This is a genomic window from Marinobacter sp. OP 3.4 (assembly GCF_036224885.1).
Classification (GTDB): Bacteria; Pseudomonadota; Gammaproteobacteria; order Pseudomonadales; family Oleiphilaceae; genus Marinobacter.
Genome location: NZ_JAVVLT010000077.1, coordinates 39,981 through 66,292 on the forward strand (window position 1 = coordinate 39,981; position 26,312 = coordinate 66,292).

22 protein-coding genes are annotated in these 26,312 nt (G+C 63.4%); 14 read left to right on the forward strand and 8 right to left on the reverse strand.

What is annotated here, in order from left to right:
• Window positions 1–40: 40 nt before the first annotated feature.
• The 4 genes from RO069_RS13240 to RO069_RS13255 all read left to right on the forward strand — a co-directional run bounded on the left by RO069_RS13240 (window position 41) and on the right by RO069_RS13255 (window position 4,758).
• Window positions 41–1,987, forward strand: coding sequence for a TRAP transporter permease (locus tag RO069_RS13240; RefSeq protein WP_328188130.1), 1,947 nt, complete (start codon window positions 41–43; stop codon window positions 1,985–1,987).
• 30 nt (window positions 1,988–2,017) lie between these two features.
• Complete coding sequence (locus RO069_RS13245; protein WP_328188132.1) at window positions 2,018–2,701, forward strand: 3-oxoacid CoA-transferase subunit A; 684 nt, start codon at window positions 2,018–2,020, stop codon at window positions 2,699–2,701.
• Complete coding sequence (locus tag RO069_RS13250) at window positions 2,688–3,332, forward strand: 3-oxoacid CoA-transferase subunit B (RefSeq protein ID WP_328188134.1); 645 nt, start codon at window positions 2,688–2,690, stop codon at window positions 3,330–3,332. The genes RO069_RS13245 and RO069_RS13250 overlap by 14 nt, the downstream gene beginning before the upstream one ends.
• 73 nt (window positions 3,333–3,405) lie before the next feature.
• A complete protein-coding gene (locus RO069_RS13255; RefSeq protein WP_328188136.1) occupies window positions 3,406–4,758 on the forward strand; it encodes a hypothetical protein in 1,353 nt (450 codons plus the stop codon).
• A gap of 69 nt (window positions 4,759–4,827) precedes the next feature.
• On the opposite strand, the gene proX is transcribed toward RO069_RS13255, so the two are convergent.
• The 3 genes from proX to proV are packed head-to-tail and all read right to left on the reverse strand — an operon-like array spanning window position 4,828 to window position 8,173.
• Entirely contained in the window at window positions 4,828–5,838 is a 1,011-nt protein-coding gene (proX, locus tag RO069_RS13260; protein ID WP_328188137.1) for a glycine betaine/L-proline ABC transporter substrate-binding protein ProX, read from the reverse strand.
• Window positions 5,835–6,983, reverse strand: a complete 1,149-nt coding sequence (gene proW / locus RO069_RS13265; RefSeq protein WP_328188138.1) for a glycine betaine/L-proline ABC transporter permease ProW — start codon at window positions 6,981–6,983, stop codon at window positions 5,835–5,837. The genes proX and proW overlap by 4 nt, the downstream gene beginning before the upstream one ends.
• The gene (gene proV, locus RO069_RS13270; RefSeq protein WP_328188140.1) at window positions 6,980–8,173 is read right to left on the reverse strand and encodes a glycine betaine/L-proline ABC transporter ATP-binding protein ProV; all 1,194 of its coding nucleotides are present in this window, start codon (window positions 8,171–8,173) and stop codon (window positions 6,980–6,982) included. The genes proW and proV overlap by 4 nt, the downstream gene beginning before the upstream one ends.
• 331 nt (window positions 8,174–8,504) lie before the next feature.
• On the opposite strand from proV, the gene RO069_RS13275 reads away from it, so the two are divergent.
• Entirely contained in the window at window positions 8,505–9,833 is a 1,329-nt protein-coding gene (locus RO069_RS13275) for a DEAD/DEAH box helicase (protein ID WP_328188141.1), read from the forward strand.
• 152 nt (window positions 9,834–9,985) lie between these two features.
• Here the strand turns inward: RO069_RS13275 and RO069_RS13280 are convergent, their stop codons facing one another.
• Together RO069_RS13280 and RO069_RS13285 are read right to left on the reverse strand one after the other, a co-directional pair.
• On the reverse strand, window positions 9,986–10,708 hold the full coding sequence (locus RO069_RS13280) for an OmpW/AlkL family protein (protein WP_328188142.1): 723 nt from the start codon (window positions 10,706–10,708) through the stop codon (window positions 9,986–9,988).
• 175 nt (window positions 10,709–10,883) lie between these two features.
• The gene (locus RO069_RS13285) at window positions 10,884–11,360 is read right to left on the reverse strand and encodes a winged helix-turn-helix transcriptional regulator (protein WP_328188144.1); all 477 of its coding nucleotides are present in this window, start codon (window positions 11,358–11,360) and stop codon (window positions 10,884–10,886) included.
• A 254-nt stretch (window positions 11,361–11,614) separates the two neighbouring features.
• On the opposite strand from RO069_RS13285, the gene RO069_RS13290 reads away from it, so the two are divergent.
• A complete protein-coding gene (locus tag RO069_RS13290; protein ID WP_328188146.1) occupies window positions 11,615–12,727 on the forward strand; it encodes an NADH:flavin oxidoreductase in 1,113 nt (370 codons plus the stop codon).
• A gap of 67 nt (window positions 12,728–12,794) precedes the next feature.
• Here the strand turns inward: RO069_RS13290 and RO069_RS13295 are convergent, their stop codons facing one another.
• Window positions 12,795–14,243: a catalase gene (locus RO069_RS13295; RefSeq protein ID WP_328188147.1), complete on the reverse strand. Its 1,449-nt coding sequence runs from the start codon at window positions 14,241–14,243 to the stop codon at window positions 12,795–12,797.
• Window positions 14,244–14,618: 375 nt separating this feature from the next.
• Between RO069_RS13295 and RO069_RS13300 the strand changes: the two genes are divergently transcribed.
• The 4 genes from RO069_RS13300 (at window position 14,619) to RO069_RS13315 (ending at window position 19,803) form a co-directional block, all read left to right on the forward strand.
• A complete protein-coding gene (locus RO069_RS13300) occupies window positions 14,619–15,785 on the forward strand; it encodes an efflux RND transporter periplasmic adaptor subunit (RefSeq protein WP_328188262.1) in 1,167 nt (388 codons plus the stop codon).
• 2 nt (window positions 15,786–15,787) lie between these two features.
• Window positions 15,788–17,722, forward strand: coding sequence for a MacB family efflux pump subunit (locus RO069_RS13305; protein WP_328188149.1), 1,935 nt, complete (start codon window positions 15,788–15,790; stop codon window positions 17,720–17,722).
• Window positions 17,723–17,730: 8 nt separating this feature from the next.
• Window positions 17,731–19,146, forward strand: a complete 1,416-nt coding sequence (locus RO069_RS13310) for an efflux transporter outer membrane subunit (RefSeq protein ID WP_328188150.1) — start codon at window positions 17,731–17,733, stop codon at window positions 19,144–19,146.
• Between the two features lie 75 nt (window positions 19,147–19,221).
• Entirely contained in the window at window positions 19,222–19,803 is a 582-nt protein-coding gene (locus RO069_RS13315; protein ID WP_328188151.1) for an exopolysaccharide biosynthesis protein, read from the forward strand.
• A gap of 23 nt (window positions 19,804–19,826) precedes the next feature.
• Here the strand turns inward: RO069_RS13315 and RO069_RS13320 are convergent, their stop codons facing one another.
• Complete coding sequence (locus RO069_RS13320; RefSeq protein WP_328188153.1) at window positions 19,827–20,834, reverse strand: alpha/beta fold hydrolase; 1,008 nt, start codon at window positions 20,832–20,834, stop codon at window positions 19,827–19,829.
• Window positions 20,835–21,039: 205 nt separating this feature from the next.
• Here RO069_RS13320 and RO069_RS13325 point away from each other — a divergent pair, with 205 nt between their 5' ends.
• The 3 genes from RO069_RS13325 (at window position 21,040) to RO069_RS13335 (ending at window position 24,584) form a co-directional block, all read left to right on the forward strand.
• Window positions 21,040–22,203 carry an MFS transporter gene (locus RO069_RS13325; protein ID WP_328188154.1) on the forward strand — a complete coding sequence of 388 codons (1,164 nt, stop codon included), beginning with the start codon at window positions 21,040–21,042 and terminating at the stop codon, window positions 22,201–22,203.
• 68 nt (window positions 22,204–22,271) lie between these two features.
• A complete protein-coding gene (locus tag RO069_RS13330) occupies window positions 22,272–23,300 on the forward strand; it encodes a sodium:calcium antiporter (protein ID WP_328188156.1) in 1,029 nt (342 codons plus the stop codon).
• 66 nt (window positions 23,301–23,366) lie between these two features.
• Complete coding sequence (locus RO069_RS13335) at window positions 23,367–24,584, forward strand: multidrug effflux MFS transporter (RefSeq protein ID WP_328188157.1); 1,218 nt, start codon at window positions 23,367–23,369, stop codon at window positions 24,582–24,584.
• A 69-nt stretch (window positions 24,585–24,653) separates the two neighbouring features.
• Here RO069_RS13335 and RO069_RS13340 read toward each other — a convergent pair whose 3' ends face one another.
• A complete protein-coding gene (locus tag RO069_RS13340) occupies window positions 24,654–25,172 on the reverse strand; it encodes a hypothetical protein (RefSeq protein ID WP_328188159.1) in 519 nt (172 codons plus the stop codon).
• Between the two features lie 325 nt (window positions 25,173–25,497).
• Between RO069_RS13340 and dkgB the strand changes: the two genes are divergently transcribed.
• Entirely contained in the window at window positions 25,498–26,307 is an 810-nt protein-coding gene (gene dkgB / locus RO069_RS13345; RefSeq protein WP_328188160.1) for a 2,5-didehydrogluconate reductase DkgB, read from the forward strand.
• Window positions 26,308–26,312 lie beyond the last annotated feature (5 nt).

The following is a 26,312-nucleotide window of genomic DNA, read 5'->3' on the forward strand; positions in this document are numbered from 1 at the left end:
CTGACCGGGCGCCTGTCGATCTTTTCGGAGTAACCACGTCATGAGTGCTTCCACGTCCGCCGAGCAGGCGGCACCCGCCGCTGAACCGACCTCCGGTCGTTTGCGGGGTGCCGGGTACTGGTCGATTATCCTGCTCGGTACCCTGGGCCTGCTGATGGCCATCAACCAGACCTTCAACCTGGAGCTGCTGGGTTTCAAACCCCTGGGCAACGCCTATCTCTACTACCTGATCGGTATCTTCCTGGCGGCGGCCTATATTGCCTTTCCGGCCTGGAAAGGGGCGTCGGGCAAGGTCTCCTGGTATGACTGGCCGCTGGCGGCGACGGCGCTGGTGTGCGCCGGTTACCTGGGCTATCACGGCCTGACCATGATCAACATGGGCTGGGAGTACCAGGCGCCCACCGAGGCTACTGTACTGTCCGGCATCCTGCTGGTGCTGATCCTCGAGGGTGTGCGCCGCTGTGGTGGCTGGCCGTTGCTGTTCGTGGCGCTGTTCTTCGGCACCTACCCACTGTACGCCGATTCCATGCCCGGCTTCCTGTGGGGCAACCAGTACACCCTGCCGGAAATCATCCGTGCCCATGTCATCGGTGTGGAAAGCGTGATCGGCATCCCCATGCAGGTGGTGGCGCAGCTGGTGATCGGTTTTGTGGTGTTCGGCGCGGCCCTCACTGCCACCGGCGGTGGCGAATTCTTCATGCAGTTCGCCACCGCCCTGATGGGCAAGAGCCGGGGCGGTCCGGCCAAGGTGTCGGTGTTGTCCAGCGGTATCATGGGGAGCCTGTCCGGCAGTGTGATCTCCAATATCCTGACCACCGGCCCCATTACCATTCCCACCATGAAAAAGACCGGCTACCCGGCCCATTACGCCGGTGCGGTGGAAGCCTGCGCGTCCACCGGTGGCACCCTGATGCCGCCGGTGATGGGGGCGGTGGCCTTCATCATGGCATCCTTCCTCGGGGTGCCCTACGCGGAGATCATGATCGCCGCGTTCCTGCCGGCGCTGCTGTTCTACCTGGCGCTGATCTTCCAGGTGGATATCTATGCCGCGCGACGGGGCCTGAAAGGCCTGCCGGAATCGGAGATCCCGAACCTGTGGGAGACCCTCAAGGACGGCTGGCCGTACCTGCTGGCCCTGTTCATGCTGATCTACATGCTGCTGGTGATGCGCCTGGAGGCCTATGCCCCCTACTATGCCACGGTGGTCCTGCTGGGCATTTCGATGTTCAAGCGCAACCATCGTCTGAACCTGAAGCGGGCCCTGGCCTTCATGCAGGACCTGACCACAAGCGTCGCCAACCTGGTGGCCATCCTGGCCGGTATCGGCCTGGTGGTCGGTGGCCTGTCCTATACCGGGGTGGCCGGCGCCTTCTCCCGTGAGCTGCTGCTCTACGCCGATGGCAGCATTCCGCTGATGCTGGCAGCCGGGGCCATCACCAGTTTCGTTCTGGGCATGGGCATGACCGTGAGTGCCTGCTACATCTTCCTGTCGATCCTGCTGGCGCCGGCGCTGGTGAACGCGGGCCTCAACCCGCTGGCCAGTCACCTGTTCATCCTCTACTGGGGCATGCTGTCGTACATTACGCCGCCGGTGTCCCTGGCTGCCATCACCGCCGCGGGTGTGGCCGGTGCCAAGGCCGGGCGAACCGGTGTCTACGCCATGCGCCTGGGGGGCATCCTGTTCATCCTGCCGTTCCTGTTCGTAATCAATCCGTCCCTGATCCTGCAGGGTGACATCAGCAAGATCCTGACCTCGGCGTTTACGGCCATCACGGCCATCTGGCTGTTGTCCTCCGCCATGGAGGGCTACCTGTACCGCATCGGCGTGCTGGCCTGGCCGGCGCGGATCCTGGTGCTGGTTGCCGGCGGTGTGCTGATCTACCCGGATCTGCTGACGGACCTGATCGGCTTTGGCCTGGTGGCCGCCATCTACCTGAGCAGCCGGTTCCTCAACTTCCCGGCAGCCACCGTCGGTGGCGCCCGATAAACCCGTTTCAACGCAGTTGGTGAATGCATCGTGATCAACAAAGTCTGTAATTCCATGGCGGAGGCCGTCTCCGTGATCAAGGATGGCGATGTCGTGATGATCGGCGGCTTCGGCAGTTCCGGTATTCCGCTGGAACTGATCGAGGCCCTGCGCCGTCATGCGCCGAAGGATCTGACCATTATTTCCAACAATGCCGGTGTGGCGGAGGAGGGCATTGCCTCCCTGCTGCGGGATGACCTGGTGCGCAAGGTGGTGTGTTCCTTCCCCCGCTCCAAGGGCTCCGTGTGGCTGCAGAAGCGCTACAAGGAAGGCTCCATCGATTTCGAACTGGTGCCCCAGGGTACCCTGGGCGAGCGGATCCGCGCTGCCGGCGCCGGCCTGGCCGCCTTCTACACCCCCACCGCCTACGGCACGCTGCTGGCGGAGGGCAAGGAGACTCGCGAGTTCGACGGCAAGGGCTATGTGCTGGAAACCGCCCTGCATGCGGATGTGGCGCTGATCCGGGGCGAGAAGGGCGATGCCTGGGGCAACCTGACCTATAACACCGCCGGTCGTAACTTCAACCCGTCCATGGCCATGGCGGCGAAAACCACCATCGCCGAGGTGAAGCAGATCGTCCAGGTGGGTGACCTGGACCCGGAGGCGGTGGTGACACCGGGCATTTTCGTGGATTCCGTGGTACTGCAGGAGGGGCTGCTCGATGCAATCGCTTAGTAAAGAGGATATGGCCCGTCGTGTCGCCCGGGATATTCCCGATGGCGCCTACGTAAACCTGGGCATCGGCATGCCGACGCAGGTAGCAAACTATGTATCTGACGACCGGCATGTGATATACCATAGCGAGAACGGCATCCTCGGTGTGGGGCCGGCACCGGCACCCGGTGAAGAGAACCCGGACCTGATCAACGCCGGCAAGCAGTTCGTGACCCTGCTGCCCGGAGGCTGCTACTTCGACAACGCGGATTCCTTCGCCATGATGCGGGGCGGCCATCTGGATATTGCCGTACTGGGCGCGTTCCAGGTGTCGGCTACCGGCGACCTGGCCAGCTGGGCCACCAATGACCTCAGTGAACCACCGGCCGTGGGTGGTGCCATGGACCTGGCGGTGGGCGCCCGCAAGCTCTACGTGCTGATGAAGCATTGCACCCGCGACGGCGCCCCCAAGATCCTGCCCGAATGTGAGTACCCGCTCACCGGTAAGGGCGTGGTAGACCGGATCTACACCGACCTGGTGGTGCTTGATGTCACCGATGAGGGCCTGCGGGTGGTGGAGCTGGTGGGCGACAACACCCTGGAAGAGGTCCAGGCGGTCACCGGCGCCCGGCTGCTGCCCCCGGAATCCTGACCCGTACCAACATCGTGAGTCGGGCTGTCGCCGCTGCGGTCATGCGGTCGCCCCGGCCTCCAAAGAGCCTTCGATGACACAGACCTCCTCCTCCAGTCCGCTGACCCTGACGCGGTCGGCGCTGGCTTACCTGGCATTGCTTTGTGGTGTTCTTTCCCTGGTTCCGGGCATGGCCGTGGTGGGGGCCTCCGCCATTGTCCTCGCCATCCTGCTCGGGTGGCGGGACCTGCGCCTGGTGGCCAGGATCATCTTCGGCCTGCTGGTGGCCATGTCGCTGCTGGCGCTGGTGGACGAGCCTTCGGCCCTGATGGACGGGGCCGTGAACATGACCCGGCTGACGGCGCTGATCCTCACGGTCATGCTGCTGTCCTCCCTGCTGGGTCGCTCCAGCGACCTGGAGCGGATTTCCGCCACCCTGTTCGCGGGCCGTCCGACCGTACGCTACCTCAGCGTTACCTTCGGCACCACGGTGCTGTCGGTGCCCCTGAACTTCGGCTCGGTGGGGGTGGTCTCGTCGATGATTGCCGGTCAGGTACGCCGGCACGGGGATTCCGCCATGGCTCGCAACGCCTCCCGAGGCACCCTGCGGGGTTTTGGCGCCTCACCCACCTGTTCCCCGCTGTCGATCTCGGTGGTCATGACCGTGACCTTCCTGCCAGGACTGCACAGCTGGCAACTGATTGCCGTCAGCCTGCCGCTGGCCATGGTGTACCTGCTCAGCGGCCTGTTGTTTACGGAACGGGAAACCGAAGCAATTGCCCAGGGCGATGCGGTTGATATCGGCCTGGGCAAATACCTGCCGTGGCTCCGATTCATGGCGATTATCGGGGCCATCTGCGTGGGGGCGTTCGTGCTCAGCGGCCCCGGCGGGCTCAGCTACTCCAAGGCCGTGACCCTCAGTTGCCTGGGTGCCGTGGTGGTGCTGTTCGCACACGGACTGGTCAGCCCACCCCGGGGCACAGGTAACCCACTGCCCTCCATGGCCCCGGTCAGTAACGAACTGGTGATTGTCGGTGGTTCCGCCTTCCTCGGGGCACTGATCAGCAGCTTTGCCCTGAAATGGCTGGGGGCCGGCTTCAGCCTGCCGGGGTGGGGCTATCCGGTGGTGGCCGCGCTGGTGCCCTGGCTGTTCTTCGCCGGTGGCATGGTGGGGCTCAACCCCATTGTTATCGGCACTCTGACGGGCGGGGTGCTGGGGCCGATCTGGCCTGCGGAGGCGGTACTGGGGCTGGGTATCGGCATGGTATCCGGGTGGGGCATTACCACCGGAGGTACACCCTATTCCGCCAATTCGCTGTTGATGGAGCGGATTACCGGCTATTCCGCCAAGGTGGCGGCGTTTCGCTGGAATCTGGCTCACTCGGTGGTCAGCCTGTTGGTCGGGGGAATACTGGCGGCGGCGCTGACCTGGTATCTGGCCAGTTGATCTGAGGGGGGAGGGGAAAGAACGGCAGGCCCTGCTACGGATGAACAGGACCTGCCAGGAGGCTAACGCTTATTCAGCCGCTGCGCGGGCTTCTTCCAGCCAGCCGTCAAAGGTGTCGCGGTTGGCTTCGATCCACAGGTCGGTGTGACGCGCGATGTCTTCCTCGCTGTCTTCACCATCACGCATTGCCAGGTTCTGGGCGCTGATGTCGTTGGCGGACAGCTTCATGATGGAGAACAGCTTGGCGGCCGCCGGGTTGTTATCGGCAAACTCCTGGTTGGCGATGATGCGCTGGTCGTTGGGCATGAAACCGTAGTTGGTGCCGTCGTCCAGCGACGTATCCACACCTTCCCGGTCACCGGGCAGGGAGGAGAAGGGCACTTCCAGCCAAACCACGTCTTCGCCGGGAACCATCACACCGCTGACCCAGTACGGGGTCCAGGTGTAGTAGAACACCGGGTCGCCCTGTTCAAAGCGGGCGATGGTGTCGGCGATGATGGCGGAGTAGGAACCCTGGTTGTGGGTGATGCTGTCCCGCAGCTCGTAGGCGTCCATATGATGCTCAATCACTTCCTCGCAGCCCCAGCCCGGGGTGCAACCGGTCAGGTCGGCCTTGCCGTCATCGTTGGTGTCGAACAGGGCCGCGATTTCCGGGTCCTTGAACTGTTCGATGTTGGTGATGTCGTGCTCTTCGGCGGTTTCCTTGTCGATCAGGTAACCCTGCAGGGCGCCGGAGGAATACACACCTTCACGATAGATCTTTTCGTCACCGCCTGCGCGGTTGTAGAAGTTGGTGTGCAGCGGGTCCCAGTGATCAGCCATGAAGGTGCCATCACCGTTGGCGATCGCCACGTGGCCGGCCGCGTATTCAATCTCCTTGATGTCCTTGACCTCATAGCCAAGTTCTTCCAGGGCGCGGGAGACCAGCAGGGTCTGAAAGGTTTCCTCGGCGATGGAACTCTTCAGGGGTTGTACCTCAACACCCTCGCCAGGCATTTCCTGGGCCTGCAGCGCAAAGCTCGCTGTCAGGGTGGTGGCAGCGACAGCCGTTGCCAGTCGTTTCGTTATGGAGGTTTTCATTGCGACTCTCTCCTTTTGGGGATGATTTTCCGGATAAGTGCGGCGGGCCCGTGGTCATACCAGCGACGGGTGCCGCGACTGCGTGAATCCTGGCCCAGTGACTGGGTGAGGCGGTCAAGGATAATGGCCAGCAGGACAATGCCCAGCCCACCGATGGTGGCCAGGCCCATATCCAGGCGTCCGATGCCCCGCAGTACCATCTGACCCAGACCGCCCACGGCGATCATGGAGGCGATGACCACCATGGACAGGGCCAGCATCAGGGTCTGGTTGACCCCGGCCATGATGGTGGGCATGGCCAGGGGGAGTTGTACCTTGAACAGCAACTGGCGGGGGCTGGCGCCGAAGGAGCGCGAGGCCTCTACCAGGTCGGGTGGTACCTGTCGTATACCCAGGTTGGTGAGGCGGATCAGTGGTGGCAGGGCGAAGATGATGGTGACCACCACCCCCGGCACGTTGCCGATACCGAACAGCATCACGATGGGTACCAGGTAGACAAAGGCCGGCGTGGTCTGCATGGCGTCCAGCACCGGGCGCATGGTGGCGGCCACGCGGTCATTGCGGGCCAGCCAGACCCCGGTAGGCAGACCGATCAGCACACAGAAAAATACGGATGTCAGTACAAGGGCCAGGGTCACCATGGCTTCTTCCCAGGCGCCGATGGCGCCCACCACGATCAACGAGATAATGGTGCCGATGGCCAGCTTGCGACTGGCGACCTGCCAGGCAATAAGTCCGAAGATAATAACCACCAGGATGGAAGGGGCCGCCAGCAGGGCGGATTCCATACCAGTGAGTACCGCATCCACCGGCCAGCGGATGGCCTGGAATACGGGGCGGAAATTGCCCACCAGCCAGTCCAGGCCGGTGTCCACCCAGCTTCCCAGGGGAATCCAGGCATCCGCAAACGGGTGGAATATGTCAAAGCTCTCTTCCGGCACCGGTTCCCCGCTCTGCAGCCAGCCACTGCCGCCGCCGGTGGATTCGGAAGATCCGGAACCACCGCCCCAGGGGTTACTGCCGGATTCATCCTGGGTTTCGGTGCTGCCCGAGCTTCCCCAGGGATTGGCGCTCTCGCCAGAACCGGATTCGTTCTCCGGCGCGTCGGAGCCGTTGTCGGCCCATGGGTTGGATGAATCAGTCATGCGGCCTCGCTGTCTTTGTCGATTGCCTGGAGGAGGATGGCTCTGGAGATGACACCCAGATAATGGCCGTCGTCATCCACCACGGGCAGGTAGAAGCCCGATGCGGCCACCTGGCCGATCAGTTCACTGAGCGGTGTGTTGCCGTTCAGCGGCGTTGCATCGATAAAGGCATCACTGATACCACCGCCTTGCTTCTCCGTCCGGATCAGGGACTCCATGGACACCACGCCCCGGAAATGCTGATCGGACGTGACCACGTAGCCGTAATCCTCGTCGTTACTGCGCAGGCGCTCCAGGGCGGAGGCCAGACCGGCGCCTTCCCGTTCAATCATGGTGACGGTCTTCTTGCGGGCGATGTCGCCGGCGGTGAGAATGGTGGTCACATCCACGTTGCGGAAGAAGGACTTCACGTAGTCGTTGGCCGGGTTCTTCAGGATTTCGTCCGGAGCACCCACCTGGACCACCTTGCCGCCCTCCATGATAGCAATGCGGTCACCGATGCGCATGGCCTCGTCCAGGTCATGGGAGATAAACACCACGGTGCGCTTGGCTTCCGCCTGCAGCTTGAGCAGTTCGTCCTGCATCTCGGCGCGAATCAGCGGGTCCAGGGCGGAGAAGGCCTCGTCCATCAGCATCACTTCCGGGTCGTTGGCCAGGGCGCGGGCCAGACCGACCCGTTGCTGCATGCCGCCGGACAATTCATCCGGATAGCTGTTGGCCACATGCTCCAGCCCCACCTGGGCCAGGGCGGCACGGGCACGCTGTTCACGGTCGGTCTCTTCCAGGCCGGCCAGTTCCAACCCGAAGGCGGCGTTCTGCATGACCGTCATGTGGGGCATCAGGGCGAAGGATTGGAATACCATGCTGATCTGTTTGCGGCGCACCTCGCGCAGATCCTCGGCGGACATGCGGGCGATGTCCTTGCCGTTGAACAGGATCTGGCCCGAGGTGGGCTCGATCAGGCGGTTAAGCAGGCGCACCATGGTGGACTTGCCGGAACCGGACAGGCCCATGATCACGAAAATCTCGCCTTCCTGGATGTCGAAGGAGGCGTCGTGCACCCCGATGGTCTGGCCGGTTTTCTCGAAAATGACATCCTTTTCGTAGCCTTTCTCCAGGAAGCGAAAGGCATCTTCCGGGGAGTCCCCGAAGATCTTGAATACGTTCTTGATCGATAGTTTGGGGGTCATGTATGACTCTCGATGGCTATTCAGCGCCTTTGTAGGCTCCCTATTTCAGGTATATATGTCAAACCCGTAATATTCCAGTGGCCATGGTAAACACTTATGGCTATTTCGCAGGTGCTCTGTTATCTTGCCTGCGTCCTGCCTCTAAGGATCCGCAGTTTTCGGCCATCAGGGCCATCGTGCGAACACTTCATACGACCCGCCAGAGGACGTCCTCCCGATACCGGTGAGCGACCGTAGTCGTCATTATTTCCATGCCGTGCATGGACCCTGCCCGCTTTCGCTGATGTTTTTCCGGCGTTCGTGGAGGCAGACCAATCAAGAGTTATTATCTATGAGTTTTTCTTCCCTCGGCCTTTCCGAGCAACTGGTGCGTGCCACTTCCGACCAGGGTTATGACACCCCGTCCCCCATCCAGGCCCAGGCAATTCCCGCAGTCCTGTCCGGCCGGGACGTCATGGCCGCCGCGCAGACCGGCACCGGTAAGACCGCTGGTTTTACCCTGCCTCTGCTGCAGCGCCTGAGCGCCAGCAAACGCAGTGGCAAGGGTCCCCGCGCCCTAATCCTGGCGCCTACCCGGGAGCTGGCGGCGCAGGTTCATGACAGCGTCAACCTCTACAGCAAGTATGTGCCCACCAAGGCAGCGGTGGTGTTTGGGGGTGTCAAGATCAATCCCCAGATGCAGAAACTCGCCAGGGGGCTGGATGTGCTGGTGGCAACACCGGGCCGTCTGCTGGATCTGTACCAGCAGGGCGCGGTGAAGTTCAACGAGATTGAGATCCTGGTGCTGGACGAAGCTGACCGCATGCTGGACATGGGCTTTATCCGTGACATTCGCAAGATCCTGGCGTTGCTGCCGGAGAAGCGTCAGAACCTGCTGTTCTCCGCCACCTTCTCTAATGAGATCCGCAAGCTGACCCAGGGCCTGCTGGACAACCCGGTACTGGTGGAAGTGGCCGCCCGCAACAAGACTGCCGAGCGGGTGGAACAGACCGTCTACCCGGTGGACCAGAGCCGCAAGACCGCGCTGCTGAGCAAGCTGGTGCGGGATAACGACTGGGACCAGGTGCTGGTATTCACCCGCACCAAGCACGGTGCCAATCGGCTGACCAAGAAGCTGGAAGGTGACGGCATTACCGCCGCCGCTATCCACGGCAACAAGTCGCAGGGTGCCCGCACCCGGGCGCTGGCCGAGTTCAAGCAGGGTGATATCCGGGTGCTGGTAGCCACCGACATCGCCGCCCGCGGGCTCGACATCAAACAACTGCCCCAGGTGGTGAATTTCGAACTGCCGCAAGTTGCGGAGGACTATGTGCATCGTATCGGTCGTACTGGCCGTGCCGGTGAGAGTGGCCATGCCCTGTCGCTGGTCAGCGCTGACGAAGGTAAGTTGCTGGCGGGTATCGAGAAGCTGATCAAGAAGCAGCTGCCGCGGGAAGAGGTGGAAGGCTTCGAGCCAACCAACAACCTGCCGCTGAAGCCGAAGGCCAAGGCTGATCCCAGCCGTGCCAGGAGCCATAATGGCGGTGGTGGTAATGGTGGTAATGGTGGTAACCCACGCAACGGCGGTGGCCGTCCTGGTGGCCGGAGTCAGGCCAGTCCTGGCGGCGGTCGCGGACGTGGGCGCGGGCAGGGTCGTTCAGGGCAGCGTCAGTCTGCCTGATGTAATCTGCCGAACATCGCAGCGATAGAAGAACCGCTTCCGGATATCCCGGTGGCGGTTTTTTCGTTGTGGGCCGCTTCCAAAAAAGCGGGACCCGAGGGCCCCGCAAGGGAGGATGTGCCCCGACACCTTCAGTCCGAGGCACGGCCATATCAGAAACGATAGGTGAAGCCCACCATGTAGACCATGGGATCGATTTCCACATCTACCCTGGCGGTGCCCAGCTTGTTGCCGGCGGCATCGTAGGCATTGATGTCCGCGGTGGTATCGATGTCGGCCCACCAGATGCCGGCGTTTATGCCGAAGTGATCGTCCAGACGGATATCCACACCGATTTCAGCAGCGACACCGAAGCTGTCATCCAGGTCCATGTCCGTCGAACTCACCACACCACCACCCAGGTAGTTATCCACAGCCCCGGTCAGGGTGTCACTGGTCTTTTCCTCGAAGAAGATCGTGTAGTTCACACCCAGGCCCAGGTAAGGCTGGATCATGGCGTCGCTGTGCAGTGGGTAGTACTGCAGGGTGAGCGTGGGAGGCAGGTGCCTGGTGCTGCCCAGGTCGGCCCCCCCGGGCAGGCTGCCTGCACCGTAGAGGTCATGCTGGAAGGGGGTGGCGGCCAGCAGGCTGAGACCGAAGTGATCCGTCATCATCCACGTGCCCGCCAGGCCCAGTTGGGTGTCGGAGTCGACCCCCACTTCCCAGCCTTCATCGGCCAGGCTGGTGCCGGCCAGGCCGACAGGGTCGCTGGATTCGTTCGGGTCCACGGTGACGGCACCGGCCCGGACGATCACATCGCCTGCCTGGTAGGCCTGGGCGGAAGTCGCCGCCATGACACCGATTGCCAGTACACCCAGTTTGAATTTCAAGGACATAGATCAGAACTCCTAACCACACGTTGTTGACGGTTAAAGGCTACAACGGTGGTGGCAGGGGAAATTGATCCATGACAAGGGTGGTCCGGCGGTAATGGCGGTATGACCACCGGATTGATTCAGCTCAAAAGGTTCAATACTGACCGATCAGGTGCCGGCAGTCGGTCCGATACTGTCAGGCCCGGTGCTCGTCCAGCGGGGCCTCATCGTCGGATTCTTCCGGCACGAACACATCCCGCACGGAGAGCGGGTTGCCTTCCGCGTCCTGGACTTCCAGCTGGCGGATCGGTCGCCCGGTGCGCCGGTCGCGCAGGTCCAGGGTCGGTTGGTCGGGGCAGGGGTTGTAGCGGTCGCCCCACTGGCGCAGGGCAATCACCACCGGGAACAGGTCGCGACCCTTGTCGGTCAGGCGGTATTCGTGACGGGGGCCGTGTTCGCCCACATCCACCTTGCGCAGTACGTCGTTGTCCACCAGCCGGCACAGGCGGTCCCCCAGGATATTGCGGGCGATGCCCAGCTCCTGCTGGAAGTCGACAAAGCGGCGGGTGCCGTACATGGCCTGGAGCACGATCAGCAACGACCACCAGTCCCCGACTTCGTTCAGGGCCCGGGCAACGGAACAGCTTGAATCATCAAAACGTTTTCTGGCCATGGTCAAAGTGTACCCAACGTGGGCCGCCGAAGGAAACGCAGATGCCGGAACCGGGATGCCGGTAGTGATTTCCGGACCGCCCCAAAAATAGAGCGAACGCTCTTTTATGGCTTGCATCCACCCATTCGATCCAATAGAGTTTCGTAACGAAACCAGATTTCGGCAAGCATAAACGTTACCCCCAACCTGCGGTCAGGCCGACCCGGCATGCCGTGACGCTCGCCGAACACACGAATGCGTCAGGAGAATCCCAGATGACCATGAACCTTGGCCCCATCTTCGAACCCTTTGAGATGAAGTCCCTAAAGCTCGCCAACCGGGTGGCCATGGCGCCCATGACCCGTAACTTCTCGCCGGGCAATGTGCCCAACGATGACGTGGTGGCGTACTACAAGCGCCGGGCGGAAGGCGGCGTCGGGCTGCTGATCACCGAGGGCACCACGGTGAACCACCCGGCGGCCAACGGTTACGAGAATGTGCCGTTCTTCCACGGTGAAGAGGCCCTGGCGGGCTGGAAGAAGGTGGTGGACGCGGTGCATGGAGCCGGCGGCAAGATCTTCCCGCAGCTCTGGCATGTGGGCGCGGTTCGCAAGGAAGGCATGGAGCCGGACCCGAGCGTACCGGGCTATGCCCCGTCCGGTATGAACAGGCCGGGCAAGGTGGTCTGCCATGTGATGACAAAGCAGGACATCCAGGACGTGGTCAAGGCCTTCGCCGATGCCGCCGCGGACGCCAAGGCCATCGGTTTTGACGGGGTTGAGGTACACGGTGCCCACGGCTACCTGATCGATCAGTTCTTCTGGGAGGGCACCAACCAGCGGGACGATGAGTACGGCGGCAGTATGGCCAACCGCCAGCGCTTCGCCATCGAGATCATCCAGGCCATCCGCGAGCGGGTGGGGCCGGACTTCCCCATCATGCTACGGTTCTCCCAGTGGAAGATGCAGGACTACGACGCCAGGCTATGCCAGACCCCGGAAGAGCTGGAAGCCTTCCTCAAGCCCTTGGCGGACGCCGGGGTGGACATCTTCCATGCCTCCACCCGTCGCTTCTGGGAGCCGGAATTCGAGGGTTCCAGCCTCAACCTGGCGGGCTGGGTGAAGAAGCTGACCGGCGTACCCACCATGTCCGTGGGCAGTGTCGGCCTGACCGAGGACTTCATCAGCGGCACCTTCGCCAGCAAGCAGGAAGCCGTTGACCAGTCTGGTATCGATGAGCTGGTTGAGCGCATGAACAACGACGAGTTCGATTTCATCGCCGTGGGTCGTGCCCTGCTGCAGGACCCGGAGTGGCTGGTGAAGGTGAAGGAAGGCCGCACCGGTGAGTTCCAGCCTTTTGCCAAGGCGTCTCTGAAAGAACTCTACTGATCCAGTCGGCGTAATCTGAAAAGGCCGGTCGTCGGATGGCGACCGGCCTTTTTCATTACGGCAGCGGTCAGCCTTCCCGGACGCCTTTCTCGATGCGTTCCCCGATGGTCTGGTCGATGTTCTTCCAGTACTCGAACACCCGGGACAGCACCGGCTCCTTCACGCCCCCTTTCACGTGGCCAACCACGTTGTTGACCAGCCGGTCGCGGGCGGCATCGTCCATCACCTTGTTGATCAGGTCATTGGCCTGGCCGTAGTCGTCGTCATCCCTGCGCAGCGTGTACGCGGCCCGGACCATATCGCCGCTGGTCTCCCAGGTGGAATCGGTGGGGTAGCGTTCGCCGTCGGCGCTGGGGCCACCCTTGGAGTTGGGGGCATAGACCGGATCGGACACGTTCTGTACCCGCATGGCGCCATCCTTGCTGTAGCTGTGGACCGGTGCCCTGGGTGAATTCACGGGTATCTGCTTGTAGTTCACCCCCAGCCGTGCGCGGTGGGCGTCGGCGTAGGAGAACACCCGGCTGATCAGCATCTTGTCGGGACTGATGCCGATGCCCGGCACCAGGTTATTGGGCTCGAAGGCGGCCTGTTCGATCTCGGTGTGGAAGTCGGTGGGGTTCCGGTTCAGGGTCAGCTTGCCCACCTTGATCAGAGGATAGTCGCCGTGGGGCCACACCTTGGTCAGGTCGAAGGGATTGAGCCGGTAGGTTTCCGCTTCCCTGAACGGCATGATCTGCATGTACAGGGTCCAGCTGGGGTGGTCACCCTTGGCAATGGTGTCGAACAGGTCCCGGCGATGGTAGTCCACATCGGTGCCGGCGATCCGGTCCGACTCTTCCTGAGTCAGGTAGTCGATGCCCTGGTCAGTCTTGAAGTGATACTTCACCCAGAATTTTTCTCCCTGGGCATTCACCCACAGGTAGGTATGACTGGAGTAGCCATTCATATGGCGCCAGGACTTGGGAATGCCCCGGTCCCCCATCAACCAGGTGACCTGGTGGGCGGATTCCGGTGACAGGGTCCAGAAATCCCACTGCATGTCATGGTCCCGCAGGTCGTTGTCGGCCCGGCGTTTCTGGGAACGGATGAAGTGCTGGAACTTCATCGGGTCACGGACGAAGAACACCGGGGTATTGTTGCCCACCATGTCGTAGTTGCCCTCGCTGGTATAGAACTTCAGGGCGAACCCCCGTGGGTCGCGCCAGGTATCCGGGCTGCCCCGTTCCCCGGCCACGGTGGAAAAACGGATGACCACGTCCGTCTTCGTACCCTTCTGGAACACGGCCGCCCTGGTGTAGGGGCTCATGTCCTCGGTGGTCTCGAAGTGACCGAAGGCGCCACCGCCCTTGGCGTGGGGCTGGCGTTCCGGGATGCGCTCCCGGTTGAACTGGGCCATCTGTTCGATCAGGTAGTGGTCGTGCAACAGCAGCGGGCCATCAGGTCCCACCGACAGGGAATGTTCATCGCTGGCGACGGGAATGCCCGCATCCGTCGTGGTCGGCTTGTCGTTTGCCATGGTCTGGTCTCCTCATTCGATGGGGGTGTTCAATTGCTCCACCTGCCACGTCCCGTGTTGTATCGGCAGGTTGTCGTTGTAGAAACGTGGTACCTGGGCGTGAGCCGGTGTCTGGGACACCAAGCTTCAGCTATAGGAGATCGTCACGTGTCTTGCCAGAGGTGAGGACGGCGAATCGCCGCTGGGTGAAGACATGGTAATTTCGTATCCTGACCGGGTTTCCGGCTGCGGGTCGGCAGGGCATCTGTCAGTAGGGTGTAAAAGCTGTGTAAACCCGCCATACGGGTCTGTTCCCCGTCATCCGCATTACCGATAATCCATTGCCATCGCCGGCAACTCGGCGGTTGTCATCAATGGATTCGATATGAGGTGACCATGGTTTCCCCGGCTAGAAGGGCTTCCTCCCGGCGATTTGGCGGGCTCCTGATACTGGTGCTTGTGGTGGCGGGTCTGTCCGTGGGCTGGTGGACGCAAAGCCAGGGCGACACCCGCCCCGACCTGCTAACCACCATGGTACAGCGGGACGACCTTGAGGACCTGGTGACTGCTACCGGCTCCCTGCAGCCACGGGACTACGTGGATGTGGGCGCGCAGGTGTCCGGCCAGCTGGATGTGATCCATGTGGAAACCGGCGATGAGGTCAGGGCCGGTGATCTGCTGGCGGAGATCGACCCCACCGTTTATCTCGCCCGTGTGGACGCCACCCGTGCCGAGTTGCGTAACCAGAAAGCGCAACTGATGGAACGGGAAGCCCAGCTCACCCTGGCGGAGATCCAGCACCAGCGTCAGCAGAACCTGCTGGCGGAGGAAGCCACCAGTCGCGAATCCGCCCAGGTGGCGGAAGCCAACCTGCGTTCCGCCCGGGCCCAGATCGAGGCCATCAGCGCCCAGATCCAGCAGACCGAGTCCACCCTGCGGGCGGAAGAGGCCAACCTCGCATATGCGAAAATCTATGCACCGATGGACGGCACCGTGGTGTCCATCGACGCCCGCCAGGGCCAGACCCTGAACACCAACCAGCAGGCGCCGGTGCTGATGCGCATCGCCGACCTGTCCACCATGACCGTGGAAGCCCAGGTGTCCGAGGCGGACATCGGCAAGCTGAGCCATGGCATGCCCGTGTACTTCACCACCCTGGGCAACCAGGACCGGCGCTGGGAAAGCACCCTGGACCGGCTGGAGCCAACCCCGGTGGTGGAGAACAACGTGGTGCTCTACAACGCTGTATTTGAGGTGCCCAACCCGGAAGGCCGGCTGATGACCCAGATGACCGCCCAGGTATTCTTCATCAACGCCGAGGCCCGGGACGCGCTGCTGGTGCCGGTGACCGCACTGCAAAGGAACGGTGACACCACCACCGTCCAGTTGGTGGACAGCAATGGCCTGCCGCATACCCGGGAGGTGACCGTGGGCGTCAGCAACCGGGTTCAGGCGGAAATCATTGAAGGGCTCGAGGAGGGGGATCGTATCGTCAGCAGCCCGGCCCGCGCCGGTGGGCCAGGCGAGGGCGGTCGTCGTCCGATGGTGGGCATGAGATTCTGACCATGACGCCGCCACTGATCGAACTGCGGAACATCACCCGCACCTACCACAACGGCGAGCTGTCCGTGCCCGTGCTGCGGGGTATCGACCTGACCATCCACCGGGGCGAGTTTGTGGCCATCATGGGAGCCTCGGGGTCCGGCAAGTCCACCCTGATGAACATCCTCGGCTGTCTGGACCGCCCCAGTACCGGTGAATACCGCTTCGATGGCCAGGATGTGTCCCGTTTCGACAGCGACAGCCTGGCCCGCCTGCGCCGGGAATCCTTCGGGTTCGTGTTCCAGAGCTACAACCTGTTGCCCGGCATTTCCGCCCGCGAAAACGTGGAGATGCCCGCCAGCTACGCCAGCCTGAAGGCCCGGGAGCGTCAGCAGCGGGCCCGTGACCTGCTGGCTCGGCTGGGCCTGGAGGAGCGCATGGACCACCGCCCCGGGCAGCTTTCGGGAGGTCAGCAGCAGCGGGTGTCCATCGCCCGGGCGCTGATGAATGGTGGCGAGATCATCCTGGCGGACGAACCCACCGGGGCCCTGGACAGCCACAGCGGCCGTGAGGTGATGAAGCTGCTGCAGGCGCTGTCGGAGGAAGGCTACACCATCATCCTGATCACCCATGATGCCAAGGTGGCGGAGCACGCCCACCGGCAAATCGAGATCGCTGATGGTCGGATTGTCAGCGACCCGGGGCCGTCGGTACCGGCGAGCCCCGGTGCGCTGGAGCGGCAGCCGCTGACCCATGCGCCGTCGGTGGTCCGGGAGCTGTTCCAGGGCTGGCGCACGGCATTGCGGTCGATGACCGGCAACCTGTTCCGCACCGCCCTCACGCTGCTGGGCATCGTGATTGGCGTGGCCTCGGTGATCACCATGCTGGCCATCGGCGACGGCGCCCGGGAAGAAGTGGTGGACCGCATCAGCGCCATGGGCAGCAACCTGCTGCTGGTACGCCCCGGGGTGCCGGGACAGGGCCGGGGTGGCTGGAACATCACCACCCTGGTGCCGGAGGACGTGGCGGCCATCAATACCCTGCCCAACATTACTGCCGCCATCCCGGAGCTGACCGGCAGCCAGACCCTGCGTTACGACAACGCCGACCATCAGACCGAAATCAACGCCACCTCCTGGCAGTTCCCCCTGGCCCGGCAATGGTCGGTGGAGGAGGGCAGTTTCTTTACCGAGGCGGATGAGGGCCAGTACGCCCCGGTGGCGGTGCTGGGCCAGACCGTCAGGGATTCGCTGTTCGGCGACCGGGACCCAATCGGCGAGTACATCCTCATGAACAACGTGCTGTTCCAGGTGATCGGCGTAATGAGCGAGCGGGGTGCCTCGCCCATGGGGCAGGACCAGGACGATGTGGTGCTGGTGCCCTACACCACGGGCAGCATGCGCCTGTTCGGCCAACGACACCTGCGTAACGTGACCATCGCCGTGGATGACACCAGCCTGATGGACGGGGTGCAGGACCAGGTGCACCAGCTCCTGTTGCAGCGCCATGGGGTGGAGGACTTCCGCATCCATAACATGGCCTCGCTGATCGATACCGTGTCTTCCACCCAGGACACCTTTACCTGGCTGCTGGGATCGGTGGCGGCCATTTCCCTGCTGGTGGGGGGCATCGGCGTGATGAACATCATGCTGGTGAGCGTCACCGAGCGTACCCGTGAGATCGGCATCCGCATGGCCACCGGCGCCCGTACCCGGCACATCCTGCAGCAGTTCCTGCTGGAAGCGGTGGCGGTGTCCGCCCTGGGAGGCCTGATCGGCGTCGGTCTCGGTTTGGGGGCCGCCGCCCTGGTGGGCTATCTGGGCACGCCGGTGAGCTATTCCCTGCTGCCGGTTCTGCTGGCCTTTGGTTGTGCCTTCGGCACCGGCCTGCTGTTTGGTTTCCTGCCCGCCCGCAAGGCCGCGGGGCTGGATCCGGTTGTGGCCCTGGCCACGGAATAGGAGAGCGCATGTCATCCCGTATTCATGACGTCACTAAGGCGCTGCTGATGTTATCGAGCCTGCTGTGGCTGGCCGGGTGTGCCACCACCACACCGGTGGAGCGCCCCCGGGTAACGGAACAGGTGGACTGGAATGCGCCGGTGGCCGTTGCCGACCAGGCCATCCCACCGGACCCGGAATGGTGGCAACAGTTCGACTCCCCGGTACTGGACGATCTGATCCGACGGGCCTTCGCCGGCAGCCCGGACCTGGCGGCCACCGCCGAGCGGGTGTTCCAGGCGGAGCAGCAGGTGCGGGTGGCGGGCAGCAGCCTGTCGCCGTCGCTGGGCCTGGGGGCCAGTACGGGCCAGCGGACCACGGACAGCCAGCAAAGTGATTCCAGTTCAGCTACCCTGAACGTCAGCTACGAGGTGGATCTGTGGGGGAGCCTGGCCGCCACGCGGGACGAGGCCGAAGCAAGCTACCAGGCCACGGTGTTCGACTACGACAGCGCCCGGCTGACCCTGGCCAGTAGTGTGGCCACCACCTGGTTCCAGCTGCTGGCGTTGGAGGAGCAGTTGCAGGTGGCCCAGGAGAACCTGCGGATTGCCGAGCGCACCGAGGAGATCGTCGACGCCCGCTACCGCAACGGCGCTGCCAGCCGGGCGGAACTGCTCCGCCAGCAGACCGAGGTGCTGAACCAGCGGGCCAGCCTGGTACCCATCCAGCTGGAATATCGCCAGACCCGGGCCGCCCTGGCGGTGCTGGTGGGAGAGTCCCCCCTGGGCTTCGAAGTGGCGGTGGCACCGGACAGCCTGCTGGCCATGACCCTGCCGGCCATCGACGCCGGGGTACCGTCGGACCTGCTGGCCCGGCGCCCGGACCTGGCCCGGGAGGAAGCCCGCCTGCGGGCGGCGGATGCCAATGTGGAGCAGGCCCGGACTGCCTTCCTGCCGACGGTGTCCCTGGGGCTGGGTGCCGGCGCCAGTAGCAGCAACCTGCTGAGCCTGGCGGACCCGGTGGAAACCGCCAACTGGACCCTGTCCCTGGCCCAGACGCTGTTTGACGGTGGCCGCCGGGAGGCTGAGCAGGCCATCAGCGAGTCACAGCGGGTGGAGCTGGTGGAAGGCTATCGTGGCGCCATACTCACCGCCCTGCAGGAAACCGACGATGCCCTGGATCGGGTGCAGACCACCCGTCACCGGGAGTCCCTCCAGCAGACGGTGAGGGACCGGGCCGAGCGCACCCTGGAGCTGACCGAACTGCGGTACCGGGAAGGCAGCGACGACCTGCTCACCCTGCTGGATGCCCAGCAGACCCTGTTCCAGACCCGGGACCAGCTCGTCAGCCTGCGGTTGCAACGGCTACTGGCCACGGTGGATCTGTACAAGGCCCTGGGCGGTGGCTGGCAGGCACCGGAAGTGCCGGTGGCAGATGACCAATGATTCACTGTTCACCGTTCGGACGGTATCGGTATCGTAACCTCTAATGAATGTTCGGATTTTTGAAGTACCAGTCCCATGAGTGATCCCGCCAACCTGCAACAGGTGCTGGACCGGATCAGCCGGACCGCTGTCAGCCATCGTCGGGTGACCTTCGGCGATATCGTCGACACCGTGGGCAGCCGTTCGTTTGGCCCCATCCTGATGATCGTCGGTATCCTGCTGCTGTCTCCCCTCAGCGGCATTCCCGGCGTGCCCACCCTCAGCGGCCTGCTGATCCTGTTCATCGCCGTGCAGATCCTGATCCGCGACGAGGGCTTCTGGCTGCCCGCCTGGATCATGGATCGCCACCTGCCCAGCGACAAGCTGCTAAAGGGCATTCGCTTTATTGAGCCGGTTGCCGACTTCATAGACGCCCGCCTGCATCCCCGGCTGGTGGCTGTGGTGCGCGGCCCTGGCAGCTACCTGGTGGGCGGCGTTTGCGTGATCATTGCCTGCGCCATGCCGCTGATGGAAATCGTGCCTTTCTCCGCCACCGCCGCCGGTTTCGCGTTGGCGGTGTTCGGGCTGGCCATGATTTCACTTGATGGCCTGCTGGCATTGCTGGGCCTGCTGTTCACTGTCGCCATTGCCACCCTGATTGGCGTCAACCTGCTTTAGCAGGTTGCCTGGACCTGATCAGATCACTGGAAGGCCGCCTCGTTGGCTCGCGGATCTGTTTCTGACAGGAAGCCGACAATCGCGTCGTTGACGGCGTCCGGCGCCTCCTGCTGGATCCAGTGGCCGTAACCCTCCAGAAGCCGGATGCTGAGCCGTGGTATCCGGGGTGTCATCATGGCGTCCAGCTCACCATGGCCGGCCCGGGCCAGGACATTGTCCCGCGTGCCCGCGATGAACAGGGTCGGGCAGTCGATGGACCGGTCGGCGAAGGGCGCCATCAGCTCCCAGTTCCGGTCGATATTGCGGTAGTAGTTCAACCCGCCTTCAAAGCCGCTGTGCCGGTAGGCCTGCTCGACGTAATCCAGGTCAGCGTCGGTCAGCCAGTCTGGCTGTTCCCGGGGCTTGCCCAGGCGCTCCAGCCAGCCGCCGCCACCGTCCAGGGTCTTGCCGAGGCGGGGCGCCTCACGGGGCGTGTCCGGAGAGCAGAAGAGTTTTTCCAGGATTTCTCGGGGATTTTCGTCGAAGGCGGCTTCCGCCTTACCCGGCGCCTGGAAGTAAAGCTGGTAGAAGAAGCGTTCACCGAAGTGGCGTCTGTAGGCTTCGGTCGGCGGAACCTCGGTCGGGGGGCGCAACGGGACACTGAGGATCACCAGCCGCGCAACCGCGTCCGGATACTGCAACGCAAAATTCCAGGTGTTGGTGGCGCCCCAGTCATGGGCAATGATCGTGGCCGGAGTGCCGCCAAAGCGATTGCAGAGTGCCAGCAGGAACTGTCCGATGCGCCGCGCGTTGTAGTCCTCCATGGTCGGTAGCGGATCCGTTTCGCCGAAACCGGGCATATCCGGGGCGACCGCCTGGTAGCCGGCCTCCGCCAGGGCGACTATTTGCTGGCGCCAGGAATACCAGCATTCCGGCCAGCCGTGGATCAGCAGCACGGCCGGGCCGGCCCCCAGTGTCGCCACCCGTGTGGTAATGCCGTCAATGGTAAAGTGATCCAGTTGAATGTCGTCGACTTGATAGTTCGTGGCCATAGACGGTCCTTCTGGCTGGTGGTGGCGGTAATGTGGTTCATCCGGAGTCGGTACCTGCCGGACAGTCTAGCCGGAATATCGTTCAGCGCCGTAATCCCCGACCTCCGATCATGCTCCCTTGGCAGAACCCATCGCGACTCTGGACAGAAATTGACATCCGGAGCCGCCATGCCAATAGTGAGGCCATCATGAGGGAACCACTATCGTGAACCGCCATCGGGCCGCCTTAACCGTCATCGTACTGTCCCAGTTTATGGGGACATCCCTCTGGTTTACCCCGAATGCCGTGGTGCCGGAGCTGATGGCGGCCTGGTCGGTGGGTCCGGAAGAGGTGGCCCGGCTGACCAGTGCGGTGCAGCTGGGGTTCATCCTGGGCACCTTGGTGTTCGCTGTTACTGGCCTGGCGGATCGCTGGCGTGCCAGTCGCATCTTCCTTACCAGCGCCCTGCTGGGTGCCATGGCCAATGGCCTGTTCATCCTGTCGGAGGGGCCTGACACCGCCATGGTGTGGCGGTTCGTAACCGGCCTCTGCCTGGCCGGTGTCTACCCCGTGGGCATGAAACTGGTGGCCAGCTGGGCACCGGATCGCAAGGGCTTTGCCCTGGGCTGGCTGGTGGGCATGCTGGCCCTGGGCACGGCGTTCCCCCACCTGATGCGGGCGCTCAGCCCGGGCTGGGAGTGGCAGCCGGTGGTACTGGCGTCGTCGGTACTGGCGGTGCTGGCGGGGGTGATGATTGCGATCCTTGGCGACGGCCCCGGCCTGCCTTCCACCGGGCGCTTCAACTGGGGAGGGGGGCTGCGGGCGTTCGGGCAGCCCCGGTTCCGGGCGGCGGCCCTGGGGTACTTCGGCCACATGTGGGAACTCTATGCGGTGTGGGCGCTGGCGCCCTTGCTGGTGGCCCGGAGTCTGGGGGATATCCCGGTGGATTCGCCCCTGGTACCGGCCGCCAGTTTTGCCTTTATCGCCGCCGGGACCGTTGGCTGTGTCGTCGGTGGCATGATCAGTCGGCGCATCGGCAGTGCCCGGGTGGCCTTTGTGGCGCTGGCGGTCTCCGGACTGATGTGCCTGTTCTGGCCCTGGCTGTCGGCACTGCCTGGCTGGCTGTCCCTGGTGCTCCTGCTGGTCTGGGGTATGGCGGTGGTCGCCGACTCGCCCCAGTTCTCTGCCCTGGCGGCGGAGGCCGCCCCCGGCGAATCCGTGGGCAGTTCCCTGGCCATCATGAACAGTGTTGGTTTCCTGCTGACGGTATTTGCCATCGAACTGACCGCCGGCTTCTGGCTGGACCTGGGCACCGGTGTGACCTGGCTGCTGGTAATTGGCCCGGTACTGGGGCTGATTTCCCTGTGGCCCCTGTGTCGCCGTGCATGAGCGGTTGCCAGAATGCGGGTGGCGTTGCAGGATGTGAGATCCTTTCACCCAGGTAAGGGAGTGCGTTTGTGTTGGATCCGGCCACCTGGGGCCTGACCCAGGCCCTGATTGCCTTTGGCCTCTGTGCCGCCGTAATCGCTGCGGCGGGCACTCGGATCACTCGTGTGGTCGACCAGCTCGCGGACCGCACCGGTATTGGCGAGGCTGCTGCCGGGGCTGTCCTGCTGGGGGCGGCCACCTCCCTTGGTGGATCGGTGCTGTCGGTGACCGCCGCCTGGAACAATCACCCGGAACTGGCCGTCAGTAACGCCCTGGGGGGCATTGCCGTGCAGACTTTCTTCCTGGCGGTGGCGGACATGGTCTACCGGCGGGCCAACCTGGAACACGCCGCCGCCTCGGTACCCAACCTGATGCAGAACGGCCTGCTGATCTGCCTGCTGGCGGTCATCATGCTGGCGCCGATGCTGCCTGACGTGACCGTTCTGGGGGTGCATCCGGTGACCCCGGTCCTGTTCGGCTTCTATATCTATGGCATCTACCTGGTCCGACTGACCTCGGAATCCCCCATGTGGCGCCCCTTCCAGACCCGGGAGACCCGCGAGGATGTGCCGGACGACACCACCGCCATGCCATCCATGGCCCGCCTCTGGGGCGAATTCCTGACTCTGATGGCCATCCTGGGCGTGGCGGGCTGGACGCTGGAGCCCTCGGCCACAACCATCGCGAAGGAAACCGGCCTTGGCCTGACGGCGGTGGGGGTGCTGCTGACGGCGATCAGCACGTCGATCCCGGAACTGGTGACCTCGGTGGCAGCGGTACGCCGTGGCGCCCTGACCCTGGCGGTGGGCGGCATTATCGGCGGCAACGCCTTTGATACCCTGTTCACGGCGGCCTCGGACATCGCCTACCGCAAGGGGTCCATCTATCATGCCATGAGTGAGGATTCCCGGTTCTGGGTGGCGCTGACGCTGCTGATGTCCGGTATCCTGGTTATGGGCCTGATCCGTCGCGAGCGGGAGGGCATTGGACGGATCGGCGCCGAAAGCATGGCCATCCTGGTGTTGTACATCGCCGGGGTTTTACTGATGTTCTACTGACAGGCCGGGGTGTATAGTTAGCTAGCGAAATAGTTAACCCGAATCCCATCCTGCGTAGGAGGTCCCTTGCCACAGTTCCAGCTCGCCCTGCTCCTTGGTATGACGGTCGCCCTGGGCCCCCTGGCGCTGGATGCCTACCTGCCCGCCTTTCCCGGTATCTCCGGTGACCTTGGCGTACCCCACGGGGATGTGGGTCTGACCCTCAGCGTTTATGTGGGTGCCCTGGGGCTGGCCCAACTGGTGGGCGGCCCGCTGTCGGACCGCTATGGCCGGCAACTGATCCTGCTGAGCGGTCTCACTGTGTTTGCCGTTGCCGCCCTGATGGTGGGGCAATCGGGCAGCCTGGAGGAAATGATGGCCTGGCGGGTGGTGCAGGGCATTGGCGGCGCCTTCTGCGCGGTGTCGGTGCCGGCCATCGTCCGCGACCAGTTCCGGGGCGCGGAAGCCGCCCGGCTGTTTGGCCTGATCGGCCTGATCATGTTCGTGGCACCGGCGGCCGCTCCGTCCATCGGCACCCTGTTCCTGGCCATCAGTGACTGGCCGGCGATCTTTGTCTTCCTGGGGGGCTATGCGGTGCTGGTGGGGATTCTGTTGCATACTTTCCTGTTCCGTCGCCTGCCACCCAAACCCCGGGCCAGAACACCGCTGTCCACCCTGCTGACCAACTACGGCATGGTGCTGCGTCACCCGGTGGCCATGCGCTTTATCGGCCTGCAGACGCTGGCCTTCAGTACCATGCTGGTGTTTATCACCCACGCATCGTTCATCTACCAGGACTGGTTCGGGTTGTCGTCCGGCACTTTTTCCCTGTTGTTTGCCGCCAACGTGGCGGTGATGGCCGTTGTCAATCTGGCGAACCGGAAGCTGCTGCTGCGTCATCCATCCGCGGTGTTGCTACGGATTGCCGTGATGGTTCAGGCCTGTGCCGTCGCCGCCCTGGTGGCCTGTGCCCTGACGGGGGCGCCGGTGTGGGCCGTGGCGGCCTGTATCATCATCGGGGTAGGGTGTATGGGGGCGATTGCACCCAACAACATCGCCAATACCCTGGAGTTCTTTCCCACCCTGGGTGGTACGGCGGCGGCCCTGCTGGGGGCGGCCCAGTTCACCATCTCCGGGATGGTCAGCGCCGTGTCGACGCTGCTCAGCGACCACACCCTGACGCCGATCGTGCTGGTGATGGCGGTCTGTTCGGCACTGGCGGTGGTGCTGGTGCAGGGAGCACCGGCGGCCATGCGCCGTGAACTGGCCCGCGAGGCGGAAGCGGGAGCAACGGGGAACGGGTGACTAACACCCGATCCGGAGCGGTGACGGTTTCGCTGTCATGGTGAGAATCCGGCCTTTAAGAAGGGTCTGTCACTCCCCGGTATCAGGTGTGGTTTCTTCCTCAACCGGGGCGGGGTGATGCAACCAGGCGATGCGGCTGACGGCGTTGCCATTACAGGAGATGGTTCGGCTCTCGCCCCGGGTTTCCAGGGTGATGCCGATTTCCTCCAGGGTCTCCGGCCGGCTTTCATCCAGGTAGTGGAAGGCCCGGTAGCGGATACCCATGTGCTGCCAGGCAAGGGTGTTCTCGATCACCTGGTGGCGCTGGCTGTAGTCCACCTTGAAAGTCTGGCCCAGGGTGCCGGTGAGGCGGTAGGCATCGATGCCGGGGGTCTGCCAGAGCACCCGTAGCTGATCCTGGTCGCGGCAGATCTTCACGTCGGTGGGGTCCGCCGGGCAGTGGAAGACCACATTACAGGCGATGGCTTTGTCCGCATCCTTGCTGGCGGCCTCAGCCTTTGCCGTCTCCTCGTCTTCGCTGGTGGCGCAGCCCTGTGCGGCCAGGGTGAGGGCACAGGCCATCACGGCACGGATCAGTCCGGATTTCATGTCTGTCGTCATTACCTGCTGAGGGTTCCGTTGTTCTGAATACCGTTGTTATGGATAGCACGGTGCCGGGTGGATTGTCGTGACGCCCTGCCGAATCCGTGCAATCTGTCCTGCCTGGTGCGATGATACATGGATCTGCTGTTTGTTCCTGCAGTCTTGCCCAACAACCCTGTTCAACGGATCTTCCAGGATTGTCGACGTGTCCTGACAGGCTGGCCTTGCAGAACCGTTCTGTCAGCCCCATCGTAGGTTCCAAGGGTTTCAGTCGTCCAGCGGTTCTGCGGGAACCTTTGGAATACACCGGTTTCAGCGACAGGAGGACATCATGGCTTTTGATGCATTACCCCCCATCGGTATGGGCACGTTTCGCCTGAAGGGTGACGATGTCCGGGAAGCGGTCCGCAGCGCCCTGTCCCTGGGATATCGCCACGTTGACACGGCGCAGATCTATGAGAATGAGGCAGCCGTCGGCGACGGCATTACCACCAGCGGCATCCCCCGCCGTGAGATTTTCATCACCACCAAGGTCTGGTTTGACCGGCTCCGTCGCAGTGACCTGATCAACAGCCTCCAGACCAGTGTTCAGCAGCTCAAGACCGACCATGTGGACCTGGCACTGATCCACTGGCCGTCGCCGGGGGACGAGGTGCCGATGGAAGAGTACCTGACCGCATTGAGGGATGCACAGCGGGAAGGCCTGACCGACCACATCGGCCTGTCCAACTTTACCTGTGCGCAGATGGACCAGGCGAAGCAGATCCTGGGGGACACCCCGATCTTCACCAACCAGGTGGAGGTGCATCCGTTCCTGGCCAACCGCAAGGTGGTGGACCACGCCCAGAAGCTGGGTATCCCCGTGACGGGCTATATGCCGCTGGCGGTGGGTAAGGTGATGGAGGATGACATCCTGCGGGAGATCGCAAAGTCCCATCACGCCACCCCCGCCCAGATCGCGATTGCCTGGTGCCTGTCCCGGGGCGTGGTCCCCATTCCCTCGTCCACCCGGCCCAAGCACCAGACCCAGAACCTGGATGCCCTGAAGATCGAGCTGACATCCGACGAGATCCGGTCCATCGACGCCCTAGACCGCAACGAGCGTATCGCCAATCCGGACTTCGCGCCGGAGTGGGACTGACCGCT

Coding starts and splice junctions, on each gene's coding strand:
- RO069_RS13250 (WP_328188134.1), top strand. CDS start 2,688: ATGCAATCGCTTAGTAAAGAGGATATGGCCCGTCGTGTCGCCCGGGAT.
- proX (WP_328188137.1), bottom strand. CDS start 5,838: ATGAAAACCTCCATAACGAAACGACTGGCAACGGCTGTCGCTGCCACC.
- RO069_RS13295 (WP_328188147.1), bottom strand. CDS start 14,243: ATGGCAAACGACAAGCCGACCACGACGGATGCGGGCATTCCCGTCGCC.
- RO069_RS13305 (WP_328188149.1), top strand. CDS start 15,788: ATGACGCCGCCACTGATCGAACTGCGGAACATCACCCGCACCTACCAC.
- RO069_RS13300 (WP_328188262.1), top strand. CDS start 14,619: ATGGTTTCCCCGGCTAGAAGGGCTTCCTCCCGGCGATTTGGCGGGCTC.
- RO069_RS13240 (WP_328188130.1), top strand. CDS start 41: ATGAGTGCTTCCACGTCCGCCGAGCAGGCGGCACCCGCCGCTGAACCG.
- RO069_RS13290 (WP_328188146.1), top strand. CDS start 11,615: ATGACCATGAACCTTGGCCCCATCTTCGAACCCTTTGAGATGAAGTCC.
- dkgB (WP_328188160.1), top strand. CDS start 25,498: ATGGCTTTTGATGCATTACCCCCCATCGGTATGGGCACGTTTCGCCTG.
- proV (WP_328188140.1), bottom strand. CDS start 8,173: ATGACCCCCAAACTATCGATCAAGAACGTATTCAAGATCTTCGGGGAC.
- RO069_RS13315 (WP_328188151.1), top strand. CDS start 19,222: ATGAGTGATCCCGCCAACCTGCAACAGGTGCTGGACCGGATCAGCCGG.
- RO069_RS13255 (WP_328188136.1), top strand. CDS start 3,406: ATGACACAGACCTCCTCCTCCAGTCCGCTGACCCTGACGCGGTCGGCG.
- proW (WP_328188138.1), bottom strand. CDS start 6,983: ATGACTGATTCATCCAACCCATGGGCCGACAACGGCTCCGACGCGCCG.
- RO069_RS13340 (WP_328188159.1), bottom strand. CDS start 25,172: ATGAAATCCGGACTGATCCGTGCCGTGATGGCCTGTGCCCTCACCCTG.
- RO069_RS13320 (WP_328188153.1), bottom strand. CDS start 20,834: ATGGCCACGAACTATCAAGTCGACGACATTCAACTGGATCACTTTACC.
- RO069_RS13275 (WP_328188141.1), top strand. CDS start 8,505: ATGAGTTTTTCTTCCCTCGGCCTTTCCGAGCAACTGGTGCGTGCCACT.
- RO069_RS13310 (WP_328188150.1), top strand. CDS start 17,731: ATGTCATCCCGTATTCATGACGTCACTAAGGCGCTGCTGATGTTATCG.
- RO069_RS13285 (WP_328188144.1), bottom strand. CDS start 11,360: ATGGCCAGAAAACGTTTTGATGATTCAAGCTGTTCCGTTGCCCGGGCC.
- RO069_RS13280 (WP_328188142.1), bottom strand. CDS start 10,708: ATGTCCTTGAAATTCAAACTGGGTGTACTGGCAATCGGTGTCATGGCG.